We start from the raw sequence: 23,637 nt of genomic DNA, 5'->3' as shown, positions 1-23,637 counted from the left end.
GTTTTTGGCATGCCCTGTGCTTTGTTTCGTTGAGGGTCTATGGCGGATGTAGCGGAGACAATTCCGGAGTGCCGGAGGGCCAACAAGGCGGAGACGGCGTGGTTCTTCGATATCACGCTGCCCACCCTGGAGAAGTGGATCCGTGAGGGCTGCCCGGTGGTTCAGCGTGGGTCGCGCGGAGTGGCTTGGGTTCTCGATCTGCGTCAGGTGGCCGAATGGCGATACTCCGCCAAAACGGCGGAAGGCGATATCGACCCGGAAACCCTCCCTCCAGGAGAGCGCAAGCAGTGGTACGACGGCGAGAAGATGCGCCGCGAACTGCAGGTGCGTGATCGGGAATTGATCCCCGCATCCGAGGTGGAGGCGTCCGTGGCGACGGCATTCTCCGCCATCGCGCAGTCGCTTCTGGCCATGCCGGACAACCTGGAGCGCCGGGTCGGTTTGGATCCGGCTTCGGCCGAGGCCGCGGAAGCGGTCATCCACGAGACGATGAATGACCTGGTAGAGCGGCTTGGCGCGCTGGCGCCGGTCGAGGCACCGGAGGTGACTGATGGGTGATTACGCCTCGCCGTGGCCGGTGATCCGCGGCGCGAGCCATGCGTTCGTGCCGCCGCGCAAGGTGTCCGTGGCCGAGGGTGTGGAGCGCACGCTGGTGCTGAGGCAGCCGGGTGGGTATTCCGGACCTTGGTCGGCGAGCGAGACGCCGTACATGGTCGAGCCGATGAACATGCTCGCCAGCCGGCAGCATGAGGCGGTCTGCTTTGTCGGGCCGGCGCGCTCCGGGAAGACCCTCGGTCTGCTGGACGGATGGCTGGCGCATGCCGTCGTGAACGACCCGGGTGACATGCTGATCACGCAGATGACCCAGGAGAAGGCGCGCGAGTACAGCAAGATTCGCGTAGACCGGGCGATCCGTCACAGCCCGGAGATTCACCGCCTGATCAGCACCCGCGGGCACGACGACAACACTCACGACAAGCTGACCCGCCACGGCATGTGGATCAAGATCGGCTGGCCGAGCGCGACTCAGCTGGCGTCCTCGGATTACCGCTACGTCGCGCTGACCGACTACGACCGCATGCCCGACAACGTAGACGGGGAGGGGGCCCCTTTTGGACTGGGGGTGAAGCGCACGCAGACCTACCTGTCGCGTGGTATGTGCATGGTGGAGTCCAGCCCGGGGCGTGAGTACGTCGACCCACATTGGCAGCCGGGGACGCCCCACGAAGGTCCGCCGGCGTCGGGCATCATCGGCATCTACAACCGGGGGGACCGTCGCCGCTGGTACTGGCAGTGCCCGGACTGTTCCGAGTATTTCGAGGCCGCCCCGGGCTTGAGTCTGTTCGCCACGCTGCCCCCGGAGGAAGAACTCCTGGAGTCCGTGCGCAGCCTCGATCTGAAGCGAATGGCGCGCCAGCACGCATTCGTGTGCTGTCCGCACTGCGGCAGCCAGATCGAGGCGAAGTGGAAACACCATCTCAACGATATTCGCACTGCCCGCTGGGTGATGGATGGCATGAGCGTGACCCGGGATGGCGAGATGGTGGGTGAAGCGGTGGAGTCGAGCATTGCGAGCTACTGGCTGGGTGGCGTGGCAGCGGCCTACCAGAACTGGGAGTCGATCATCCTGCGATATCTCCAGGGGCTGCGCGAGTACGCGTTGTCCGGCTCGGACCTGACGCTGCGAACCACCACCAACACCGATCAGGCGGAGCCCTATCTTCCGAGGTCATTGCGAGGCGAGGCTGGCCAAGCCGAGCTGGCGGAGCTGTCCGAGGATTTCCCGCAGTTCATCGTCCCAACCGACCAGGGTGCCCGGTTCGTGACCGTCGCAGTCGACGTCCAGGGCGGTCAGGATTCCCGGTTCGTCATTCAGGCGCACGCGCATGCCCCGGAGCATGAGCAGTGGGTGATCGACCGCAGAGACATCCGGGACAGCAAGCGCCCGGGTTCCAGGTCATCCGGCTGCGCCCAGATCGACCCCGCGAGGTATCCGGAGGACTGGGAGGTTCTGACGGATCTGCTTTCATCCACATACCGCACACCGGTCGATGGAGAAGAGCTGCGCGTGGCGGAGATCATCGTGGACACCGGGGGAGAAGATGGGGTGACCGCCAATGCCTACGCGTGGTGGCTGTCTCTCCCCAACGCGCTGCGCAGCAGAGCCTGGCTGTACAAAGGTGCATCTTCGTCCAGTTCGGCGCCGGTCAAGGAGTCCAAGGCTTCGGACAAGTCGGCCGGCAGATCGCGGACGGTCTGGTTCCTGCTCTGCAACCCCAACCCTCTGAAGGATGCGGTTCTGAACGGCGCCTATCGTGAGGATTCGGGACCGGGAAAGATCCACCTGGGGAGCTGGTTGCGTGCGGATTTCTGGGACGAGATGCGGGCCGAGGTTAAGCAGGCCAACGGCAAGTACCAGAAGGTGCGAAAGCGGAACGAGGCACTGGACTTGTGCGCCATGACCAGGGCTCTGCTCGACCACATGCTGACGCGAAAGCGCAACCGGCTGGACTGGGACAGGCCGCCGGCCTGGGCCAGAGAACTGCACTCCAACGCCCTGCGCGAAGCTGCGGAGAGCCGCCGCTCCAGAAACGCCGAGCGTGACTCCCAGAATGAGCCTGAATCTCCGAGGCGTGCCGACCCGTTCTCCCCGATCCCCTTCAGCGAGACATGACCATGGAACAGAAGAACGACTTCCTGGAAATCATCGAACACGAAGCCCAGACCTGTATCCAGCGGTTCTCGCCGCTCGACCAGCGCATGGCTCGGGACCTGGCGCGCAGCATTTCGGAGCGGGTCCAGATGCGCGCTGGAGGAGACACGCATTACATCCCGCAGGGCGGTCGACCCGCGCGCGAACGGGCTATCGATATGCTGAAAGAGGGTCGATCCATCCAGGAGGTATCTCGAACGTTTCGTGTGTCCAGGCGAACCGTTCAGCGCTGGGTGCGTAACGCCTCACTCTCTGCTAAAACTCCTTCGTAACGCCCGGTTATGGCTGGAAACGTGCTTTGTGCCATTTGTACCACCACAGGGCCCCTGTTTCGATGGTGCAATCTAATAAATGGAAACGTCGTTTCCGGTTCATCCGTAGGGCATTGCTGTCCGTGCTGCGCTTTTCACTCGAGCCGCTCGCGTGCTGCTTTACCTCAGTTTGATTTGCCATCAGTTCGCGAAGAAAGACAAGTATTCTGAAGTTAGAATGGATCAAGAATCATCTCCAGAGTCCACTTGTATATGTAACGAATACTGGGATTGGAGCTGGTCCCCGATTGATGCTACCAAGCGGTTGCAATGGTTCATCGTATCGAGCAGATATTCATTATCGGCAAAAAGAAACATACCGTCCGTCTCACTCAGTGAAAAACCTACTTGTTCAACCTTTCTTCTGTAAGTTGGATTGACTTTCCAGTTGTTGTGAACACCTAAGTCTCGTCGCGCCTTTGCCTCGACGAAGTATGGCCAGCTTTCCTCGACCAATCTTGGGTTGATAGACATTAGTTCGGCAAGGTCTTTTAGATACTCCTTTGGGCTTTTATGCATCAAGCTTTGGAGATGTTTCTCAGCCGCCTCTAGAACCAGCTCGTCCCGTGTCTTATTAAGTGCGTCTTTGAGTTTGAATGGCTTGTTGCCAATTTTGTGTGGATAGTATAGGAGTAATATCTTGGTAACATCTATGAGATAGGTCTCCACTTCTGTAACAACACTCGTCAAGAGCATTCCGGCGAAGTGGTTTTCTATGTTCATACCGGCATTTGTTAAATTGCTTTCTAGGCTGCGAAACGACTTTGCCAGCTCTGGATCGCTCAGGTCGTCCTCGTCAAGAGATAATAGATGGCTGCTAACAAGAATCATGGCAGAGTCGGCTATAGCAATCGACTTTTGGTGAAACCTTTGCTGAATCTCTATGAGCGATCGACCGAGTTTGGCCTTAAATAGATCTGAACTCATTTTCGGGGTCCTTTTTGAGGTCTCTGTTCAATTGACGTGTACTACGGTTTTTTATGGTCGGGGTTGCCCCCCCCCCCTAGGTTAACAGAATAGGTGAAACGACTTAACTTTGAAGGCGAAGCAAGCGGCGCCGCTGGAAGAGGCCTCAGGGTTGACCGTTCCAAGCATAATGCTATGAGTTAGAGAAAGAGTATGGGTGACGGTCGGCTGCGCAACGCGCTCGTTCTGTTGCGACCGATTACGTTATAGTTACCATGTGGAAGCGAGACTCCATTATGCGTGTTTCAGTCGGTGCGGGCGTCATTTCCTAAGACAATTGTCACCTAAAATTGTCCGAACGGGCGGGGTTACGGTCCACGCATGGACGCTGGACTGTTTCAACACCTCCCCCTCTCGGAGCTGCGCAAGCGGCGCGATGAAGCGCTGGACGGGCTCCATGCGCTGAACACCGGCAAGCGGTCGGTCACCCTGCGCTATGGCGACCGGCAGGTGCAGTATTCCGAGCCCGCGCGCCTCGAGGCCTACATCCAGGCCCTGAGCGGCGCCATCCGCGCGAAGAAAAACGGCCGCCCCGGTCGTGGCCCCATTACCCTGGGGGTCGGCTGATGGCCGGCCGTCGCCGCAACCTGGCCGAGCACGCCGCGCCGGAGCGCCCCGAGGCGGAAGCCGCGGCCCACACCGCGGCGGACCCGACCGAGCGCACTATGCGTGAGTGGATGCCGTTCGGCGGATCGGCGGATTCGGACCTGATCCCGGATCTGTCCACGCTGATCCCGCGCTCCCGCGATCTGTCCCGGAACAATGGCGTTGCCTCGAGCGGTATCCAGACGCTCAAGGACAACATCGTCGGCAACACCCTGAAGCTGTCGAGCAAGCCGCACTATCGCATGCTCGGCTGGGGGCGGGACGAAGCCGAGGAATGGTCCAAGGCCAACGAAACCGAGTTCGAGTCCTGGGCCAACACGGTGGAGGCCGATGCCGGTCGGCAGATGAATCTCCTGGGCCTGACCCTGCAGGCCCTGGGGGCCGCGTTCCTCAACGGGGACGCGGTGGCGCTCCCGGTCTGGGTCCCGCGGCCCGGCCACCGCTGGAACACCCGCATCCAGCTGATCGAATCCGACCGTCTGGCCACGCCGCCGCAACTCTATCACCGCGTCGATATTCGCGGCGGGATCGAGCTCGACCGTCATGGCGCGCCGGTCGCGGCCTACATCCAGCGCACGCATCCCGGCGATCGCCTCGGATGGCACCGGCTCAGCGAGCCCTATGCCTATGACCGCGTCCCGTGGTTTACGCCGGATGGCCTACAGCGCGTCATCCACCTGCACGACAAGGAACGCACGGGGCAGAGCCGTGGCAAGCCGATCGTCACCAGCGTGATGAAGGAATTCCGGCTGGCCGGGAAATACTCCGAAGCTCACCTGGAAACGGCCGTCGCGCAATCGATGATCGCCGCGTTCCTGGAGTCCGACCTCTCGCCGGACGCCGCCGCCGAATTGTTCGGTTCGAACCCGAGCCAGGCCTGGAAGGACCAGCTGTCCGGATACCACGGTCGCCTGCAGGGCGCGTCGGTGATCCCGCTTCCGGCTGGCGCCCGCATGAGCGCGTTCAACCCGTCCAGCCCGAACCCGGCGTTTGAGCAGTTCATGGAGTCGACCATGCGGCAGATCGCCACGGGTCTGAACATCCCGTATGAGCTGCTGCTCAAGGACTTCAGCAAGACCAACTACAGCAGCGCCCGCGCGGCCCTGCTGGAAGCCTGGCGCTACTTCCAGGGCCGCCGGCGCTGGATCAAGGACCACTGGCTGCGCCCCATCTATGAACTGTGGATGGAAGAGGCCGCATGGGCTGGCCGCCTGCCGGGCGTATCCCACGCCGACTACCTCGCCAACCGCTACGCCTACTCCCGCTGCCGCTGGGTCTTCTCCGGCCGTGGCTGGGTCGACCCGGTGAAAGAGGCCAACGCCGCCAAGATCCGCATGGAGGCCGGTCTCTCCACCCTCGAGGACGAAGCCGCGGAACAGGGCCAGGACTGGGAAGAGGTGCTGGAACAGCGTGCGCGCGAGCGCCGCAAGGCGCAGGAACTGGGCCTGACGGATCTGACCGAGCGGCCGGTCATGCACGAGCCCGTGGCCCCGGAGCGCGAAGACGATCCGCCGGCCTCCGGCGCGGCCGCCAACCCGACCCCGGAGGCCTCCGAATGAAGTACCCCCATCTCGCCAGCCGCATCTTCAACACCCCGTTGCTGATGCACCCGGAGAAACTGGACGCGATCATCGCCGGCCTTGGCGGCCGTCTGCTGGGGGCCGAACCCGAGCTGAATGATCACGGCCGCGATGACTCGCTTTTCACCACGCAACCGGGGGTGCGGCGCGCCGATGACCGGACCGGCCAGGTCTATTACGCCCACGGCGCCGGCCTGGCCCGGATCGACGTGTTCGGCGGCCTCGCGCACCGCACCCGCATGACTGCCGATTCCATGCTCATCCGCGGCTACCAGGAAGTGGCCCGGGCCATCGAGGCCGCCGCGGACGACCCGCAGGTGGAGACCATCGCCCTGAACCTGGACACACCCGGCGGCGAGGTCTCTGGTGCATTCGAGCTGGCCGCCTCGCTGCGGGACCTGGCCGGCGGCAAGCGCGTCATCGCGATGGTCGACACGCTCGCGCTCAGCGCCGGCTACCTGATCGCCTCGCAGGCGGACGAAATCGTGGTGACGCCGACCGGTCTGGTCGGCTCCATCGGCGTGGTGATGCGCCACGTCGATTTCTCCCGCGCCCTCGACAGCGACGGGATCGAGGTGACGCAGATCTTCGCCGGCGACCACAAGGTCGACGGCAACCCGTATGAGCCCCTTCCGGCCGCCGTGCGCGCGGACTTCCAGGCCGAAATCGATTCGCTCTATGGCGACTTCGTCCAGGCCGTGGTGGATGGGCGGGGCCTCACCGCCGAACACGTGCGCGGCACCCAGGCGCGCACCTACCGCGCCCCGGCCGCGGTCGAGGCCGGTCTCGCGGATCGGGTCGCCACTTTCGACCAGCTGCTTTCCGAGCTGCAGGCCACGCGGTCTGTGGCACTCCCTGCCGGGCAAGCCGCCCGGGCCAACGTCAGCGCAGAGGACATGACCATGACTGACAAGACCAAGGCGGCGGGCGATACCCAGCAGCCCGATGCCGCCAACTCGAACGAAGCCCTCGAAGCCGCCCGCGCCGAAGCGCACGCCGAAGGTCTGGCCGCCGGCCTGGAACAGGGCCGCGAGGAAGAGAAGGCCCGCGTCGCCGGGATTCTGGCGCATGCCCAGGACGAAGGCCGCGACATCGGCATGGCCAAGACCTGCATCGAACAGGGCCTGTCCCTCGATGTGGCCAAGAGCGTGATGGATGCGGCGCCGGTGCCGGCCACGCTCGAAACCAGCCGTCTGCCGAGCCTGGCCCACACCAACGGCCATGACATCGGCGCCGACACCGAATCCGGCGACTGGGACGAACGCGCCGCGGCCAAGGCCGCCGTCGCCCGTTTCCAGGGCTCGGCCCACTAACCGGAGGAACGACCAATGAGCCACGCAATGTTCGATAGCTCCGACTTCGAGAACGACATTCTCGTCGCCGGCAATGCCCACCTTCTGGTGGCGCGCTCCATCACCGTGAAGGACGGGCAGGAACTCAAGCGCGGTGCCGTCATCGGCAAGGACGGAGACGGCAAACACCTGCTTTCGAAGTCTGCGGCTGACGACGGCAGCGAGACGCCGGACCTGATCCTCGCGCAGGACGTCGACGCCACCGGCGGCGACACCGCCGCGATCGCCTACAGCCGCGGCGACTTTGCCGAGCCCGCTCTCACCCTTGGCGACGGTCACGACCTGGAGAGCATCCGGGAGGGCCTGCGCGAGAAGGGAATCATCCTCATGCCGGTCCAGGCCGCCTGATCAGGAGACTGACCAATGGATAACATGCTCTTTTCCACAAACTACATGATGGGCATTCGGGAAAGCCTGAAGCGCCCGTCGACTTTCCTCCTGGATCGGTTCTTCCCGTTCGAGCAGACCGAAACCAGCGAGGAAATCCACTTCGACGTGATCGATCGCACGCGTCGGCTTGCGCCGTTCGTGTCCCCGGTCGTGGCCGGCAAGGTGGTGGAGGCGAGCGGCCATACCACCAAGACCTTCAAGCCCGCCTATATCAAGGCCAAGACGCCGTGGGATCCCAACCGTCCTCTGAAGCGCGCGGCCGGTGAGTCCATTGGCGGGGCCATGAGCCCGATGGAGCGTCTCGAGATGCTGATGGTGCAGACCATGATGGAGCACGACGAAATGGTCTGGCGCCGCATGGAGGTCATGGCGTCTGAGGCGTTGCGCAAGGGTCAGGTCACTGTTCAGGGAGCGGACTACCCGACGCAGGTGGTCGACTTCGGCCGCAAGAGCAGCCTGACCAAGACCCTGACCGGCGAGGACCGGTGGGGTGAGAGTGGCGTGTCTCCGCTGGCTGACCTGAACAAGTGGGCCCTCGAAGCCCTGCAGGCCTCCGGCGCGAAGCCGGTCGACGTCACCCTGGATGTTGAAGCCTGGAAGCAGCTCAATCAGGACGAGGACTTCAAGAAGCGCCTCGACCTGCGCTGGGTCGACAACTCGCTCATGTCGATGGGCGGCCCGGATGCCCAGGGCGGCACCTACATGGGCACCGTCGACGGTTTCAACTTCTTCCTGTACGCCGACTGGTACATCGACCCGGCCGATGGCGAAGAAAAGCCGATCCTGCCGAGCCACACCGTGATCCTGTCCGGTCAGGCGCTCGAGGGCGCGCAGGCGTTCGGCGCCATCCGGGATGAAGCGGCCGGCTACCAGGCCGTGCCGATCTTCCCGAAATCCTGGGTCGAACAGGATCCGGCCGTCCGGTACGTGATGTCGCAGTCCGCGCCCCTGGTGGTGCCGACCCGCGTCAATCACTCCATGTGCGTCACGGTGCGGTGACCACCATGGAGATCACCGCCACTGTGACGCTGGTGGTCGCCGGGGGTGATGTTGCCCCCGGCGAGGTCACCGAATTGAACGAGGCCGAAGCCCGCAGCCTGATCGAGCGCGGCTTTGCGCGGGAGTACAAGGACCCCGCGGCGTCCCGGTCCAAATCGGCGAAGCCGGCACTGGACGCGGCCGCTGATGCAATCCTGGCCCACAACGTCGACCAGATCGTCGAGATCCTGCCGGATCTTGGCGACGGCAAGCTGGTCGAGCTCCGGGAGCGGGAAGAGGGCGGCAAGGGCCGCACCACGCTGGTCGACGCCATCAAGGCGGAGATCTCCGGCCGGGCCGAAGGCGAGGGCTGACCCGTGAGTCTGACCAGCCTGCACAAGCGCCTGCCGGAGATCGAGTCCGGGCGGATGATCCCGGCCTCGGAACTCGACTGGCAGGACGATGTCACCGACGCCCTCCAGCCGGAAGAGTGGCCCGAGGGCGTGCTCTCCGAGCTCGAGGCATCCGTGATCCTGGTCCTGTCCCAGCTGCGCACCAGCGCCGGGGTGCCGTTCTATCCGTCGCCGGAGCCCGGGGCGCATGTGCGGTCGGAGGGCACCAGCCAGCACAGCACGCAGGGCGGCGAGCGCCTGTCGCGTGCGACCGACTTCTACGTGCACTGGGACCACGCCGCCAAGGTGCTGGAGATCGCCCGCCGCCACCCGGCCGTGGGCGGCCTGGGCATCTATGACTCGCTGATGCTACGGGGCACGCCCGGCGATTACTGCATGTTCCACATCGACACCCGGCCGCAGCGTGTGCCCTGGGTCGGGCACGGCCGCGAGCCGATCGAGTACGTGCTGCAGGCCAATGAGCCCGCCCGCTATCACCGGCTGATCGCCGACATGCTGGAGGCCCACGCATGAACCGCCGAAGCTTTCTCGCCACCGCTGTGGCCTCGGCTGCGGCCGCGGGCCTGAGCGCCTGCGCCACGCTCGAGCGCATGGGCGGCGGTGCCCGCGCCGCCGTGCAGTACGCGACCCTGCGCTACCTGGGGGACGACAGCCTCCGCGCGGAACGCGCCCGCCACGTGCTGGTGGAAATCCGCCCGGTCGCCACCGGGGAGACCACGCTGGAGGCCCTGGCGCAGGCAGTCGAGGATGCAATCCCCTGGGATGACCTCGACCTCGCCGACGCCACCCTGCTGGCAGAACTGCTGGGCGCCCTGCGTGCCGAGCTGGAATCCCGCATCGGCGACGGCCTGCTGGATCCGGACGACGTCGAACGCGTGGAGCGCGTGATCGACTGGATCGATGACGCCGCCGCTCGGGTGGAGTCTCGGGGATGATCATGCCGTCCGGATATCCCCTGATCGGCGATGCTTGGCTCGACCGCCTGGTGACCCAGGCCGTGCGGCCGGGCTGGTCCCGCACCGTGCGGCCCGCGCGGTTCGTCTCGGAACGCATCGACCGCACGATCCGCATCCCGGCCGGCTTCGAATTCGACTGGGATTCGGTCCCGCGCATCCCGTTCCTGCACGCCTGGCTGAAGGGCCGGGCAGAGCAGAGCGCCGCGCTGCACGACTGGCTGTACCACGCGCAGGCCGTCGACAACCTGCCCATCACCCGCCGCACCGCGGATCGCATCTTCCTGGACGCGATGGTGGCAGAGGGCGTCTCGCGCCGTCACCGCTGGGCGATCTACGCCGGCGTGCGCATCGGCGGCTGGGCGGCCTGGCGTCGGGGTCCTCGGCACACGCGCCGGGCCGCTGCACCCAAGACAACCGATGGAGGCTTGGATGTCAGATGATCGAGTGGTCGATGTGGTCCTGGATCGCATGAACAAGCTCGACGCGAAGGTCGATCAGATGGCCGAGGCGATCACCAACCTCGCGCGGGTGGAAGAGCGCATGAGCAACGGAGCCGACCGTATGAACGGTCATGCCCGGGAGATCAAGGATCTCCGCGAGCGCGTGCAGGAGCTGGAGAAGCTCCGCTGGAAGGCCGCCGGCGCAATGGTCCTTGCCTCAGCGCTGGGGGGCCTGCTGGGCGCGTTCGGCGGCCTCGAGCTGATCGGCAGAATCGGGGGTGCCGCGTGATCGAGCTCGACACGCAGGGCGCCTCTATCCGGCAGCTCGAGCGCATCGCGCGCGAGGTGTCGATCGGGATCGTTCCGGATTCGATCTCCCGGGCGCTCAACCGTGCGACCACGGCAACCCGAACCCGCGCGAGCTCCGCCATCCGACAGGTCTACAACGTGCCCGCTGCCGAGGTGCGCGGCACATTCCGTATCACGCGCGCGAGCCGGACGCGTCCCGAGGCGCTGATCGAGTCCCGCGGTGTCCGGCTGCCCCTGTCGCGCTTCGGCGCGCGCCAGACCCGGCGCGGGGTCACGCTGAACGTCCGCCGGTCCACCGGCCGCCGCCTGCTGTCCGGCGGGTTCTTCGGCCAGGGCTCCATGCCTTCGAGCCGCCTGTTCCGGCGGGAGGGGTCCGCGCGGCTGCCCGTGGAACAGCTGTTCGGCCCCGCTGTACCGCAGATGCTGCAGGAGTCCGGTGTCGAGCGGCAGGTTCTGCAGCGCGCCGAAGAGGTCTACCTCTCGACCCTGGAACACGAACTGCGCCGGCGGATCGACCGCGCTGTCGCGAGGGCCAACCGATGATCGAATTCGGACCCATGCACGACGCCATGGCCAACGCCTTCGGCGAGGACGCCACGTACCTGCCGGCGGACGGTGACCCGGTGTCGATGAAGGCGGTGCCTCACTTCGACGCCCCCGCGGAGGAAGAGGGGGGCGTGTACGTGCGCCGCACCACCGTCGACTTCCGCAGCGGCCAGGTGAAGCCGCGCAGCGGCGACCGTATCACCCTGTCCACCGGCACCTGGTACGTCGACCGGCAGGAATCGGACGACGGCTACATCACCACCGTGGTGCTGGGGAGGAAAGAGTCGTGAAGCTGCAGGCCCTGGTCGACCGACTGAACGCCGAATGCCCCGCGCTGGCCGGGCGTGCCCGCCTGCTGCGCGACCTGAGCGAAGTGGAGAACGTCGACGGCGAGCTGCCCGCGGCGTTCGTGCTGCGCTCGAACGACACCGCGGCGCAGGCAGACGGCGTGGCCGGCATGGTCCGGCAGGCACGCACCCGCACCGTGGCCGTGCTGCTGATGGCCGATCCGCCGCAGGAAGCCGGCGAGCCCATGGAGGCCCTGCGCACCGAGGTTCTGGAGGCGCTGCTGGGCTGGCAGCCCGACCCGGCCATCCAGCTCGAATACGCCGGCGGTGAAGCCCAGGCCCCGCAGGCCGGTATCGACCGCTGGCAGGACACCTTCCGATACACCGATCACCTGCGCGGTGGCGCGCAGTAACCGAGGACACCGCAATGGCGAAGCTGATCCGCAAACGATTCGTCGACGTCGCGCTGGAGACCGAATACGGCAAGGACCCGGGCGCCGACCGCGTCGCCCTGCTGCCGAACAGCGACCTCTCGCTGACGGTCGAGGGCAACACCGTCACCCGTGACACCGTGCGGGACACCCTGTCCCCGCAGGGCCATGTGGTGGTGGACCGCCGGCAGGAGGTGAGCCTGCCGCTCGAGCTGCGCGGCGCCGGCCTGGACGAAAACGACGAACTCAAGGTCCCGGAGACCGACGTGCTGCTGCGCGCATCCGCGTTCGAGCGCGAGGACGGCGCGCGTCTGGTGCTGACGAGCGTGTCCGGCGACTTCAAGCGCGGCGAGACCGTGCAGAACACCACCGCCGAAGAAACCGCGGGCACCGTCGCGGACTGGGATCCGGAAGAGAAGACCCTGTACCTGCGCGACCTGCAGGCGATGCCCGACGCCAGCGACGAACTGGAGGGCGAGGACAGCGAGGCGGCGGGCACGGTGGATGCCGCTGCGGACGCCTGGGTATATCGGCCCGCTTCCCCGCGCCCGAACGACCAGGATTCGGTCTACCTGCGCTACGACCTCGACGGCAACCTGCACAAGGTGGCCGGGGCCCGTGCCACGTTCTCCCTCAATATCACCCGCGCGGAGATCCCGCAGATCACGTTCACCCTGTCGGGCAAGTACCTGGAGCCCGCGCCGGGCGGCCCCATTTCCGGGGAATACCTTGACCAGGTGCCCACGCCCGCCCTGGGTGCCCGGATGACCATCGGCAACCTCGACATGCAGCAGGTGGCCGTCAACTCCGTGCAGGCCGACATGGCGAATGAAGTGCAGCCGCGTAACGACATGCAGGCCGAAGACGGGTTCCGGGGCTTCCTGATCACCGAGCGCGACCCCACAGGATCGGTGGACCCGGAGGTGACCGGCCTCGGGGACTTCAACCCGTACAAGGATTGGTCGCAGGGCAACTACGTGGCCATCGCCGCGGGTATCGGAACCGGAGCGGGCCGACGTGTCCGCTTGGTGATGCCGCGCACGCAGTACACCCAGCTGCCGTACGACAGCCGCAACGGCATCGCCACATATGACCTCGGATTCCGCGCCACCGGCGAGGATGACGAGCTGATGCTGGTGTACTCCTGATGCGCGCCTTCCGGAAAGAACGGGCCCCGGTGTGGTGGCCGGTGCAGGTGGTGGAGGCCGCGGACCATGGCGAGACCGAGACGTATGAGTTCGAGGCACGGATCCGGCCGCTCTCCACCGATCAGGTGAACCAGCTTTCCGCCGGGAGCCGGCCCGACCCGGTCGGGCTGCTGCTGGAACACGTGGTCGACTGGAGCGGCCCACACGACCCGGACACCGGCGCGGCGATCCCGTTCTCGCGCGAGACCCTGGAGCAGTACCTGGGACAGTCCATCCCGTTGCTTCACGCCCTGGAGCGGGCGCTGCAGGAGGTATCGACCGGGGGTGGTGCGGCAAAAAACTCGAAGACGTCGCGCGCAGGTTGATCGACCGGGGGCGCGCGGCGGACGACCAGAACCTATCCCCGGAACTGAAAGCGGCACTCAGGCAGCGAGAGGAGCGGGATGAACCGATCGACGTATGGCCGGAGAACTGGGATGCAGTGGAGGTGTTCCTGCGCTGCCAGACCCAGTGGAGAGTGGGCATGGCCGGCGCCACCGGCCTCGACTATGCCGGCGTCGATGTGGCCCTGCGGCGGTACGGCCCGGATGACCCGGATGACTGTTTCGAGCGCGTTCAGCACCTGGAAACAGCCACGCTCCGGATCATTTCCGATCGTCGTCAGTCTTCGTGACACCGGTCTCCTGGTCAATCCGCTTGCGGATGCCGATGCCGCCCCACACCAGGAGCCCGAGACCGGCCCATATCGGCCACTGGCTGCCGCCCTCTGCGGCCTCCGTGAATCCGTACAGGATCATCAGCACGCCAATGATCTGGAGGAATACGCCGGCGGGTTTGGTCATGTCGATGCCTCACGATTCGAACGGGATAATGCGGGGAGTGTAGCCCATGGCGCGTGAGGTTCGCTTCGGCGTCCGCCTGACGGGGGACTCGCAGGGCGCCGTCAACGCCATGCACATGACGGACCGCGAGCTGCGGCGTCTGGGTCGCCAGATCGAGCGCAAGGACCGGACCATTCGCCGGTCGCGCCGCGAGTGGGACGTGTGGGCTCAGAGCATGGGTGGCGTGCGCCGTATCCTGGGCCCGCTCGCAGGCATCGGCGGCGTGAGCCTTCTGCGCCGCACCGCATCCAACGTCATCGAACAGACCGCCGCCATCAGCGAGGCCGCCGACGTAGGCGGCGTGACCGCGGAGACCTATCAGGAGCTGACCAAGGCGTTCGAGGATCTTGGCGGGATTGCCGAGGGCGTCACCAGCGGTGCGCTGCGCCGCTTTAACCGGCGCCTTGGTCTGGCCGACCAGGGCACGGGCGCCGCCGCCGGCACGTTCGAGGACCTGGAGATCGCGATCCGCGACGTCGATGGGCAGATGCGCAGCACGGACGACGTGCTGCGCGAATCCCTGCGCACCCTGGCCGACATCGAGAGCGGGTCCGAGCGCGCCGCGCGCGCCTCGCAGATGTTTGGCGAGGACGCCGGCCCCCGGCTGGCCGCGGTGCTGGGGCAGGGTTCCGACGCGCTGGACGAACAGATCGACGCCCTGCGCGAACAGGGCCGGGTTCTGGACAACGAGACCGTGGCCAATGCCCGCGCGGCGAACGATCAGCTCTCGCAGATGCGGGACATCATCAGCAGCCGGTTCAACCAGCAGATCCTCGACAACGCCGACTCGTACATGCAGCTGGCGGATGCGCTGGCCACCGCGGCGGAAAAAGGTCTCGACTTCCTGTCCGTCACTTCGGATCTCACGAAGTGGGCTGCAGAGGGCGCCGCCGCCCGGACCGGGGGCATCGCGGAAGATGACATCGCCCGTCTCGAACAGGAGAGCGACCGCATCGAGACGATGCTCAACCTCGAGGGCATCGCGGGGATGGGGCAGCGTCTGCGGTTCTTCGGGCGCGACGGTCTGGTGCAGTACTACTCGCGCGACGAGCTCGAGCAGGAGCTCGAGGAAATCGACCGCGCCATCCAGCGCCATTACGAGCGGCAGGAACAGAGGGGCACGCGCGACCAGGGCCCGCGTATCGAGCCGCTGGATATCCCCACCGGACGTTCCGCTCCGGAGCCTCAGCCGATCCCCGAACCGGAGAGCGATGACGCCGGATCCGCCCCCTCCGGCGAGAGCGGACCCGGATGGCTCAGTCGGGAGATGGAGCGGCAGGTCGCACTGATCCGCGAACAGACGGAGGCCTACCGCGAGCTCGAACAGGAGGGTTCCCGGGTATACGAGGAGACCCGCACGCCCCTGGAAGAGCTCAACCAGGAGATGGCGCGTCTGGACCACATGCTGGACGCCGGGGTCATCAGCTGGGACACCTACGCCCGCGCCACCCTGGACGCGCAGGAAAGCATGGATGACTTCGCGGACCGCAACGAGGAAGCTTCCAGCGCGGCAGAGGAGTTCTGGACGGAGGCTGCGCGCAACATGCAGCGGTCCATGTCGGACTTCTTCTTTGACGCGATGCAGGGCGAGATGGACGACCTTGTCGGCAACTTCAAGGCCACGATTGATCGGATGGTGGCCGACCTGCTCGCCAGTCAGCTTCTGGAGACGATTGGCGGGGCGATGTCCGAGCAGGGCGGATTCATCGGGGCTATTGGCGGTGCGATGGAATCGTTCGACGGCGGCGGGTACACCGGCCCCGGGCCGCGGTCTGGCGGTGTGGACGGGAAAGGCGGATTCCCAGCGATTTTGCACCCGAATGAGACCGTTACCGATCACACCCGCGAACGCCGTGGCGGGCAGGGTGGCGGTATTACCGTGAACATGAACATCCAGGCACAGGACGCCGACAGCTTCCGGCGCAGCGAGTCGCAGGTCATGGCGCGCACGCAGGCTGCGATGGCCAGGGCTTCGAGGAAGAACCTATGACCAGTTTCCACGACATCCGGCTACCCGAGCGAATTGAGCGCGGTGCTGTGGGTGGGCCGAAATTCTTGACCAACGTCGTGACCATGGCCAGCGGGCACGAACAGCGCAACGTCGAGTGGTCGCAGGAGCGCCCCGAGTACGACATCTCATACGGGCTACAGGACGCCGAGGACATCCAGTCGGTGCTGGCGTTCTTCCGCGCGCGCATGGGCCGCGCGTATGGGTTCAGGTTCAAGGACTGGGGGGACTTCCAGGCCAAGGATCAGCATCTGGGAACGCTGCGCTACGACAGCACCGAGTTCCAGCTCGTGAAGCGTTACGGCGACCCCGCGTACACCCGCAGGATCACCCGGCCCGTGGAGGGCACTGTGACGGTGTACGCCGACGGGCAGGCGCTCCCTGATGGGGACGTGTCCGTCGACCATAGCACCGGCGAGGTCACGATCAGCGGGGACTCGGTGCCGCCGGAGCCAGAGGAAGGTGAGCCGCCGGAGGAAAAGGAGCTGACGGCGACGTTCGAGTTCGACGTGCCGGTGCGGTTCGCCGAGGATGCGATGGAGGCGATGGTGGATCTCCAGCATCTGCAGACGATTCCGTCTATCCGGCTGCTGGGGGTGCGCGAATGAAGGACATCGGCGGACTGGCCGACCTGCTGGAGCAGGAGGTCACGACCCTGGCAACCTGCTGGCGGCTCGAACGCCGGGACGGATTCGTGATCCGGGCAACGGACCACGACCACGACCTGACCGTCGATGGCGAGACCTACGCCGCCCGCACTGGGTACACGCGGAGCGCCCTGGCGACCACCGGCGCCCTGTCCGTGGACAACGCCGACCTCGACGGCGTGCTGAGCACGGACACGATCACCGCCGAGGATATCCGCGCCGGGCTCTACGATCACGCCGAGCTGCGCGTGTTCGCTGTCGACTGGCAGGATCCGGATGCCGGACGCATCAACCTCCGGCGGGGTTGGATCGGCGACGTGACCCTGTCCCGGGAGGGGCACTGGCACACCAGCCTGCGGGGCATGACGCAAGCCCTCGCGCAGAACATCATCGAGAGCTACACCCCGAACTGCCGCGCCGACCTCGGAGACAACCGCTGCAAGGTGGACCTGTCCGAGTGGACGCACACCGGCGTGATCCTCGGCCCCGGGACCGATCTGACGCTGGAGGCCTCGATCAGCGATACCGACGGGGTGGACGCCAGCATCTTCGAGCACGGCGTGCTGACATGGACGAGCGGCCAGAACGAGGGCAAGGTGATCGAAGTCACGGCCGTGGATCTCGAGAAGGACACCATTACCCTGGCGTTCCCGCCATCGTACACGCCGGCAGCCGGGGACGAGTTCGAGATCTACGCCGGCTGCGACAAGCGTCTGGAGACCTGCCGCGATCGGTTCGACAACGTGCTGAACTTCCGCGGCGAGCCGTTCATCCCGGGCAACGACTCCCTGATGGAGTACCCCGATGGCTGAACCGGTTGCAGAAGCGCGGAAGTGGCTCGGAACCCGCTGGCGGCACCAGGGGCGCGGCCCGGCCGGCGTGGACTGCCTCGGTCTGGTCGTGATGGTGGCCGATGCCCTCGGATTGCCGCACCACGACCGCACGGACTACGGCCGTCGGCCGGAGGGCACGCGCCTGATGCGCGAGCTAGACCGGCTGCTGCCCCGGGTCCACCTCCAAGACGCGTCTCCGGGGGATGTCCTCGTGATCGCTGAGCGTGCGCAGACCCTGCACGTCGGCATACAGTCCGAGAAGCGCGGCGCGCCTCACATCATCCACGCCCATGCCCACCGCCGGAAGGTGATCGAGGAACCGCTGGTCTCCCCTTGGGCCGAGCGCGTGGTCGGCGTGTTTCGCCTGGAGGTGAAGCATGGCTGACCTCGTTCTGGGCGGTGTCGGCGCGGCGGTCGGGTGGTTTGTTGGCGGCCCCACAGGGGCGAAAGTCGGCTGGGCGTTGGGGTCGGCGGCTGGCAGCTACCTTTTCACCGACACGCACGAGCAGGAGGGGCCGAGGCTCGAAGACCTGTCCGTGTCGACCGCGGCCTACGGGGAGCCCATACCTGTGGGCTTCGGGTCATTCCGCACCGCGGGGAACCGCATCTGGGCCACCGAGCTGCGCGAGGAGTCGGACACGACCACCCAGGGCGGAAAGGGCGGCGGCGACGAGGTCGAGGTGACGGAGTACAGCTACTACGCCTCGTTCGCCATCGGGCTCGCGGCCGGACCCATCGAAGGCGTCACCCGCATCTGGGCCGACGGCAAGCTGATCCATGATCGCACCGGGGGTTCTGTTGACCAGTCCTTCGACGGCCGACTGCAGTTTCGGGTCTACCCGGGCGATGAAGAGCAGATGCCGGACCCGTTGATCGAGGCGCACGAGGGCGAGGGCAACGTCCCCGCGTTCCGCGGCCTCGGGTACATCGTATTCGAGGACCTGCCCCTCAACAGCTTCGGGCGCCGCGTTCCGATGATTACATGCGAGGTGGTGTTCAAGTCAGACTCCGCATGCCCGGCCCTCAAGGGGGAGTCCCTGCCGGACGCGGAGTTCACATCCTCGACGCACAGCCAGGCGAACGTGGACTGGCGCAATAACATGCTCATTCTTCGGTCCAGGGACGGGCTGCGTAGGTTCAACTTGCGCACACTGAAAGAGGAGTTCCAGGCGACAAACGAGGAAATCCTCAGCGATCCCGCCGTACTGGATGGGTCAGGTATTGACGAGGACACATCGCCTAACCACCCGATCTTTGGGCCAGATGGCTACCTGTACTCGCTGTTCGGGGCCGGCAACACCAACCCGCTGATGAAAATCGACCCGGATTCGTTGACTGCCGTCGATCGGTTCGGATCCAGGGCGATTAGCCTTTCTATAAACTCCGGCGGATTCACTATTTCCACGGCGTTCGGGTTCATTCAGGCATTTTCGGCCGAAGATCAGGGGTGGAGCACGATATTGCTTGGGTCCGGCCGGTGGGACACCCCGGTCATTGGTGCGATCGACGCCGACTCCATGCAGTGGATTGGCCGCTTCGACTCGGGAGAAACCGAGGCGACGCAGTGCCGGCAGATCATCCAGGGCAAGCGCGATCAAAGCGGAGACGCCTGGATCCTGCGTTCGGGCGGGGCAAACAACACGCATGAGACCCGCCTCCCGATCGAGCGCATGACGGCTCACATGGAGATGGGGCCCCTCGGAATATCCTACCGCCTGGAGTTCACTGGAAAGTGGGCGCTGTCCCCGGATGACGTGGGGGCGGTCAAGTTCACTCGGGAGCCGAACCGCGGGGTGTACGACCCGATTGATGACGCCATTGTGTTCCTGGTCGGTCTGGAGTTCGGTGACCCGGAGAAAAACCCCGAGGGGTTGTATGCGGTGAAGTTCGGCGGCGACAGCGGCGTCCTGTGGGTGTCCGAACGTCTCTTCAGCAGCTCCGGAGGGCTGCGTCGTTACGATGTGAACCACGCCGTAGCTACCACCCGAACCGAAGGGCGATTTATGGCGTGGAAGCACGGCGACTGGGTGGTCAAGATCGACTTGCGCTCCGGTAGGGTCGTCACGAAGACGGACTGCTGGCCGTCGGGGGGCGCTGTGTACTCGTACCACGCCATGTCCTATGACCCCGCCAGCGACAGCATTGCGGGATGGGGGGGGCCAGACTACGGCTTCGCCAGCCGTTTCCTGCTGGATCGAGCTTCTGGCAAAGGCACGACCCCGGCGGAGATCGTGGAGGGTCTGTGCGAGCGCGCGGGGATCACCGATGTCGACGTGTCCGAGATCCATGATCCGGAGGTGCGAGGCTACGCGATCACGCGGCAGACGCCTTTGCGGAACGGCATCGAGCCCGTGATGGAAGCGTTCAACTTCGACGCGGTGGAGTCCGACGGCACGCTGGTATTCCGCCCGCGCGCCCGCGGCGGCGACGAGGCCACGGTGCTGACCGACAAAGACCTGGTGCCGCTGTCCGACTCCGGCGATGCCGTGAAAATCGAGCGCGTTCAGGAGGTGGATCTACCCGCTTCGGTAACGATGAAGTTCCAGGACCAGGAGTCCGACTACCAAGAGGCGGCACAGCAAGTGCGCCGTGTAGCGCAGCCGAACCCGTCGATGGAGGCCCGGTCCAGCGTGACGCACAACCTGCCGCTTGCGCTGCATCCCGATCAGGGGCGGCAAGCGGCGGACCGTGCGCTGACAGCGGCATGGACGGAGCGCGAGGGCTTCGAGTTCCGACTCCCAGCGCGATTCCTCGCCTACGATCCGACCGATCTCGTGCGCCTGCCGATGCCGGGCGGCGAATACGCTCTGGCACGCATCACGGAGGCGGAGGTCGGTGCGAACTGGGAGATCCGCTGCACCGCGTCCCGTCATGTGCCGGAGGCCTACAGCTCGGAGGTGACGGCTGATCTCGGGGGCGCACGCGTTGGTCGGGTCGAGGCGGATGTCCCCGGTCGTTACGCGATCCCGGAGGCCCCGCTTCTGCGGGACGAGGATGAGGCGGGAGAGGCCCTGACCACCCGCTACCTGTTTGCCAGTCCGGCATCGGACGGAAAGTGGCGGTCGCTGGCGCTGATGCGAGCGCGGGACGGGGTCGACTGGGACCGGGCCGCCCATACGTCGAGCCCGGCGGTGATGGGGTCGCTGCGGTCGGGTATCGGGGCTCCGCCGAGTCCGTGGGTGTGGGATCGCGAGACCGTTATCGAGGTGAGAGCCTACGACCCGGACGGTCAGGTCCAGTCTCGCACGGAACGACAGGTCCTCGATGGCAGGAACGCCGCCCTGATCGTCGACGCGGACGGGGATTGCGAGGTCATCCAGTACCGCGATGCGGAGGAGATTGGGGCGGGCATCGTGCGGCTGAGCCACCTGCTGCGAGGTCGCCGCGGAACTGAGCACAACCTCAAGCATCGCGCAGGCGCGAAGGTCGTGCTGATGCCCGATGCCGGGACGATGTGGCACGAGCCTGTCGACATGGTGGGCCGCCAGATCCGTTATCGAGGAGTGGGGAGAGGTCAGTCGCTCGAGGACGTGGACACCCGCGCCCGGACGATTACCGGGGCGGACAAGAAGCCCTACGCCCCGGTCCATATCGCCGGCGATTGGACGATGGACGGCATCAACATAACGTGGGTCCGGCGCACCCGCACAGGCGGCGCCTGGCGCGACGGCACAGGCACTGTCCCGCTGGCGGAGCGGTCGGAGCGGTATGAGGTCGACATCCTCGACGGGGACGGCGAAGTGCTGCGCACGTTGGAGTCCGACGAACCCAGCGCGCTCTATCCGAGGTCGCATGCCATCGAGGACTTCGAGTCGGTGCCGGATTCGGTCGATGTCCGCGTGTACCAGATCAGCGAAACCGTCGGCCGCGGCCGGGCCGCAAAAGCAACACTGTTGGCCGATGGGAGCCCGCCGACCAACATTGAGCTCCCGGTAATGGAGAAAGTGCAATGACGATTCTGTTTGTAGGGTCTGAACCCGGCGATTTCGACGAGCTCGACTTTTCTGGCACAGACACCGGATCGGTGGAGTCCGGGGACCTTTCTCGGTGTGCGGTGGAGATTCGAGGCGGGAGCGACGAGTTTGTGTCGGCGAAGTTCAGCGCATCCGCTGAGGTTTGCGCGCGAGCCCGGGTTGTCATGGATCATGCTGAGGGCGACATCGCCGACGGATATGCCCTCATAGAGCTGCGGGCTGACGGTTCTCCGGTTGCTGGGATCATTGGGGACGACGAGAAGTTCAAGGCCGCATACCACGACGGCGAAAACTGGGTGTTTGTGGAGGAAGTGGAGGGGGTCGCGTTCAATGAGGCGGGGGCCAATTTCCCGATGGTCCATGTCAAAGACGGTGGCATCGAGTGGTATCTCAACGAAGGCCTTGTAGCCAGCGAAGAGCTGGACACTAGCGACTATGGGGATATTGACGAGGTTCGGATCTTTGTTACGACGTCGGGGCTTTCCTTCAATCAAGTGTATGTGTCTGAGGTTATTGCCGCTGACTTCAGCTTGCGGGGCCACCGCCTGCGTACCGTAGAGCTCGACGGCAACGGGGAAAAGCAGGACTGGGACGGCTCCGTCGAAGATATTAACGCATGCGACACCCCCGAAAGCGATATAATCTCAAGCGACACCGCGGGCGAAGTGTCCACGTTTACCCTGAAACGAATCGCGGAGGCCGACTTCGAGGACCTTGATGTGCAGGCCTTGATCCTGAAAGCCTCGATCCAGCGCGAAGGCGGACCGGATGAGGTGGCCGGCGTGGTCCGTGTAGACGGCGAGAACTACGAGACCGGGCAGGCGGCCCCTGAATCGACCTGGGACAACCATCAGTTCGTATGGGAGACAAACCCGGAAACCGGGCAGGCTTGGACCAACGACGAGATCGACAACGCAGAGCTGGGGCTGGTGACGCGCGATGTCTGAGATCCAGAGTCACAGGGCCGTCGGCTATGCCTTGCTGGCTTTTCCAGAGGTCATGGCATCGAAAAGGGCCGTCGGCTATGCCCTGCTTTCGCCGCCCGGCGTGGTCGGATCCCATCGCGCGGTCGGCTACGCATTGCTTTCGCGGGACGTTTATGACGTCGGCGATGTGCTGACCGTGACGGACCACGGAGAATGGACGCGCGACCCGCAGGAGTTCGGTTATCAGTGGCTGCGCGACGGCGAGACGATCGAGGGCGCGACCGACGCGGAGTATACCTTGACTTCGGCAGACGCCGGCCATGAGGTCTCAGTCCGTGTGATCGCAAAGAACCCCTACGGCCAAGGCGAAGCCGAAGCAGAATCCAACAACATCGTCGCGGAGGCCCCGCAATGAGCAGCCCGAACTTGAACATCAGCCACATCGCCGCGAACCAGGACCAGAAGGAAGTGACCGCGAACGAAGCGTTCGATGCGCTGGATCGCGCGCTGACGGGTCTCGGTGAATGGGACGTCGGCGAAGGCGGCCCCGACGAGGATTCGTTCCGTATGCACTTCGCATGGAAGCCTGACGAGGAACTGACGGAGGACGCGACATTCGGCGTCCCCGATGTGCGGCGCCCGTTCGTGATCCTCAACCCCAGCGATACCTACTCCATTACTGTCGTCGCCGGTGATGACAGTTTCGACGTTTCGCCGGAAACTGCCGGATGGTTCTACTACGACGGGGACACGCTGTGGAAGCTGTCGTAGTGACCGTCGAACTGGTCGGCGGCGGCGAACAGCGCGTCCGCGGCGACCAGCCCGCCGGCACCAGCGTCTACGTCCGCGCCGGCCGCATCGAAGACGAAGCCCCCGACCTGCCGCAGGACAGCATCACCGTTTAATAGTCGGTTACGCTTTTATAATGTCGAGCAGCTATGA

Annotated in this window: 30 protein-coding genes; 28 read left to right on the top strand and 2 right to left on the bottom strand. The window is 65.4% G+C overall.

Going from position 1 to position 23,637, the window contains the following annotated elements; genetic code table 11:
- The first annotated feature begins 39 nt into the window (after window positions 1-39).
- The 3 genes from D571_RS14040 to D571_RS0105450 are packed head-to-tail and all read left to right on the top strand — an operon-like array spanning window position 40 to window position 2,985.
- Window positions 40-558, top strand: a complete 519-nt coding sequence (locus tag D571_RS14040) for a DUF1441 family protein (protein WP_018935669.1) — start codon at window positions 40-42, stop codon at window positions 556-558.
- Window positions 551-2,674, top strand: a complete 2,124-nt coding sequence (locus D571_RS13590) for a terminase gpA endonuclease subunit (protein WP_018935668.1) — start codon at window positions 551-553, stop codon at window positions 2,672-2,674. Before D571_RS14040 ends, D571_RS13590 begins: the two co-directional genes overlap by 8 nt.
- A 2-nt stretch (window positions 2,675-2,676) precedes the next feature.
- A complete protein-coding gene (locus D571_RS0105450; protein WP_156002698.1) occupies window positions 2,677-2,985 on the top strand; it encodes a helix-turn-helix domain-containing protein in 309 nt (102 codons plus the stop codon).
- Window positions 2,986-3,207: 222 nt separating this feature from the next.
- Here the strand turns inward: D571_RS0105450 and D571_RS14250 are convergent, their stop codons facing one another.
- The gene (locus tag D571_RS14250) at window positions 3,208-3,951 is read right to left on the bottom strand and encodes a hypothetical protein (protein ID WP_156002695.1); all 744 of its coding nucleotides are present in this window, start codon (window positions 3,949-3,951) and stop codon (window positions 3,208-3,210) included.
- Between the two features lie 360 nt (window positions 3,952-4,311).
- On the opposite strand from D571_RS14250, the gene gpW reads away from it, so the two are divergent.
- Genes gpW through D571_RS14240 form a run of 16 tightly spaced genes read left to right on the top strand, consistent with a single transcriptional unit; the run spans window position 4,312 to window position 14,099 of the window.
- Entirely contained in the window at window positions 4,312-4,557 is a 246-nt protein-coding gene (gene gpW / locus D571_RS0105445; RefSeq protein ID WP_018935666.1) for a gpW family head-tail joining protein, read from the top strand.
- Window positions 4,557-6,155: a phage portal protein gene (locus tag D571_RS0105440; RefSeq protein ID WP_018935665.1), complete on the top strand. Its 1,599-nt coding sequence runs from the start codon at window positions 4,557-4,559 to the stop codon at window positions 6,153-6,155. Before gpW ends, D571_RS0105440 begins: the two co-directional genes overlap by 1 nt.
- Window positions 6,152-7,489: a S49 family peptidase gene (locus D571_RS0105435; RefSeq protein WP_018935664.1), complete on the top strand. Its 1,338-nt coding sequence runs from the start codon at window positions 6,152-6,154 to the stop codon at window positions 7,487-7,489. The genes D571_RS0105440 and D571_RS0105435 overlap by 4 nt, the downstream gene beginning before the upstream one ends.
- Before the next feature lie 15 nt (window positions 7,490-7,504).
- Window positions 7,505-7,876 carry a head decoration protein gene (locus D571_RS0105430; protein ID WP_026287607.1) on the top strand — a complete coding sequence of 124 codons (372 nt, stop codon included), beginning with the start codon at window positions 7,505-7,507 and terminating at the stop codon, window positions 7,874-7,876.
- 15 nt (window positions 7,877-7,891) lie between these two features.
- Window positions 7,892-8,917, top strand: coding sequence for a major capsid protein (locus D571_RS0105425; RefSeq protein WP_018935662.1), 1,026 nt, complete (start codon window positions 7,892-7,894; stop codon window positions 8,915-8,917).
- Window positions 8,918-8,922: 5 nt separating this feature from the next.
- Complete coding sequence (locus tag D571_RS0105420; RefSeq protein ID WP_231363043.1) at window positions 8,923-9,270, top strand: hypothetical protein; 348 nt, start codon at window positions 8,923-8,925, stop codon at window positions 9,268-9,270.
- Between the two features lie 3 nt (window positions 9,271-9,273).
- Window positions 9,274-9,822: a hypothetical protein gene (locus D571_RS0105415; protein WP_018935660.1), complete on the top strand. Its 549-nt coding sequence runs from the start codon at window positions 9,274-9,276 to the stop codon at window positions 9,820-9,822.
- On the top strand, window positions 9,819-10,244 hold the full coding sequence (locus D571_RS0105410) for a hypothetical protein (protein ID WP_018935659.1): 426 nt from the start codon (window positions 9,819-9,821) through the stop codon (window positions 10,242-10,244). The genes D571_RS0105415 and D571_RS0105410 overlap by 4 nt, the downstream gene beginning before the upstream one ends.
- On the top strand, window positions 10,241-10,705 hold the full coding sequence (locus D571_RS13920) for a DUF1353 domain-containing protein (protein WP_018935658.1): 465 nt from the start codon (window positions 10,241-10,243) through the stop codon (window positions 10,703-10,705). The genes D571_RS0105410 and D571_RS13920 overlap by 4 nt, the downstream gene beginning before the upstream one ends.
- Window positions 10,695-10,994 (top strand): hypothetical protein, encoded by a 300-nt coding sequence (locus D571_RS0105400; RefSeq protein WP_029681210.1) that lies wholly within the window; start codon window positions 10,695-10,697, stop codon window positions 10,992-10,994. Before D571_RS13920 ends, D571_RS0105400 begins: the two co-directional genes overlap by 11 nt.
- Window positions 10,991-11,557: a phage tail protein gene (locus D571_RS0105395; RefSeq protein WP_018935656.1), complete on the top strand. Its 567-nt coding sequence runs from the start codon at window positions 10,991-10,993 to the stop codon at window positions 11,555-11,557. The genes D571_RS0105400 and D571_RS0105395 overlap by 4 nt, the downstream gene beginning before the upstream one ends.
- A complete protein-coding gene (locus D571_RS0105390; protein WP_018935655.1) occupies window positions 11,554-11,850 on the top strand; it encodes a hypothetical protein in 297 nt (98 codons plus the stop codon). The genes D571_RS0105395 and D571_RS0105390 overlap by 4 nt, the downstream gene beginning before the upstream one ends.
- Window positions 11,847-12,260, top strand: a complete 414-nt coding sequence (locus D571_RS0105385) for a hypothetical protein (RefSeq protein WP_018935654.1) — start codon at window positions 11,847-11,849, stop codon at window positions 12,258-12,260. Before D571_RS0105390 ends, D571_RS0105385 begins: the two co-directional genes overlap by 4 nt.
- Before the next feature lie 14 nt (window positions 12,261-12,274).
- Window positions 12,275-13,426: a phage tail tube protein gene (locus D571_RS0105380; protein ID WP_018935653.1), complete on the top strand. Its 1,152-nt coding sequence runs from the start codon at window positions 12,275-12,277 to the stop codon at window positions 13,424-13,426.
- Window positions 13,426-13,791, top strand: a complete 366-nt coding sequence (locus tag D571_RS14245; protein WP_018935652.1) for a hypothetical protein — start codon at window positions 13,426-13,428, stop codon at window positions 13,789-13,791. Before D571_RS0105380 ends, D571_RS14245 begins: the two co-directional genes overlap by 1 nt.
- Window positions 13,788-14,099, top strand: coding sequence for a DUF1799 domain-containing protein (locus D571_RS14240; RefSeq protein ID WP_024328862.1), 312 nt, complete (start codon window positions 13,788-13,790; stop codon window positions 14,097-14,099). Before D571_RS14245 ends, D571_RS14240 begins: the two co-directional genes overlap by 4 nt.
- Here the strand turns inward: D571_RS14240 and D571_RS0105365 are convergent.
- On the bottom strand, window positions 14,071-14,268 hold the full coding sequence (locus tag D571_RS0105365) for a hypothetical protein (RefSeq protein ID WP_018935650.1): 198 nt from the start codon (window positions 14,266-14,268) through the stop codon (window positions 14,071-14,073). The two genes, D571_RS14240 and D571_RS0105365, sit on opposite strands and share 29 nt — an antisense overlap.
- Before the next feature lie 46 nt (window positions 14,269-14,314).
- Between D571_RS0105365 and D571_RS0105360 the strand changes: the two genes are divergently transcribed.
- Genes D571_RS0105360 through D571_RS14575 form a run of 9 tightly spaced genes read left to right on the top strand, consistent with a single transcriptional unit; the run spans window position 14,315 to window position 23,600 of the window.
- A complete protein-coding gene (locus tag D571_RS0105360) occupies window positions 14,315-16,297 on the top strand; it encodes a hypothetical protein (protein ID WP_018935649.1) in 1,983 nt (660 codons plus the stop codon).
- Entirely contained in the window at window positions 16,294-16,923 is a 630-nt protein-coding gene (locus tag D571_RS0105355) for a DUF2460 domain-containing protein (RefSeq protein ID WP_018935648.1), read from the top strand. The genes D571_RS0105360 and D571_RS0105355 overlap by 4 nt, the downstream gene beginning before the upstream one ends.
- Window positions 16,920-17,774: a DUF2163 domain-containing protein gene (locus tag D571_RS0105350; protein WP_018935647.1), complete on the top strand. Its 855-nt coding sequence runs from the start codon at window positions 16,920-16,922 to the stop codon at window positions 17,772-17,774. The genes D571_RS0105355 and D571_RS0105350 overlap by 4 nt, the downstream gene beginning before the upstream one ends.
- The gene (locus D571_RS13580; protein ID WP_018935646.1) at window positions 17,767-18,180 is read left to right on the top strand and encodes a C40 family peptidase; all 414 of its coding nucleotides are present in this window, start codon (window positions 17,767-17,769) and stop codon (window positions 18,178-18,180) included. Before D571_RS0105350 ends, D571_RS13580 begins: the two co-directional genes overlap by 8 nt.
- The gene (locus D571_RS0105340; protein WP_018935645.1) at window positions 18,173-21,748 is read left to right on the top strand and encodes a phage tail protein; all 3,576 of its coding nucleotides are present in this window, start codon (window positions 18,173-18,175) and stop codon (window positions 21,746-21,748) included. The genes D571_RS13580 and D571_RS0105340 overlap by 8 nt, the downstream gene beginning before the upstream one ends.
- On the top strand, window positions 21,745-22,716 hold the full coding sequence (locus D571_RS0105335; RefSeq protein ID WP_018935644.1) for a hypothetical protein: 972 nt from the start codon (window positions 21,745-21,747) through the stop codon (window positions 22,714-22,716). The genes D571_RS0105340 and D571_RS0105335 overlap by 4 nt, the downstream gene beginning before the upstream one ends.
- On the top strand, window positions 22,709-23,110 hold the full coding sequence (locus tag D571_RS0105330; protein WP_018935643.1) for a hypothetical protein: 402 nt from the start codon (window positions 22,709-22,711) through the stop codon (window positions 23,108-23,110). Before D571_RS0105335 ends, D571_RS0105330 begins: the two co-directional genes overlap by 8 nt.
- Window positions 23,107-23,466, top strand: coding sequence for a hypothetical protein (locus D571_RS0105325; protein ID WP_018935642.1), 360 nt, complete (start codon window positions 23,107-23,109; stop codon window positions 23,464-23,466). Before D571_RS0105330 ends, D571_RS0105325 begins: the two co-directional genes overlap by 4 nt.
- Complete coding sequence (locus D571_RS14575; protein WP_018935641.1) at window positions 23,466-23,600, top strand: hypothetical protein; 135 nt, start codon at window positions 23,466-23,468, stop codon at window positions 23,598-23,600. The genes D571_RS0105325 and D571_RS14575 overlap by 1 nt, the downstream gene beginning before the upstream one ends.
- The last annotated feature ends 37 nt before the right edge of the window (window positions 23,601-23,637 follow it).

Origin of the sequence: Thioalkalivibrio sp. ALJ24 (assembly GCF_000377785.1) — a bacterium.
Classification (GTDB): domain Bacteria; phylum Pseudomonadota; class Gammaproteobacteria; order Ectothiorhodospirales; family Ectothiorhodospiraceae; genus Thioalkalivibrio.
Note: the sequence above shows the minus strand (reverse complement) of the source record. Positions and strands in the feature narration are given on the sequence as shown.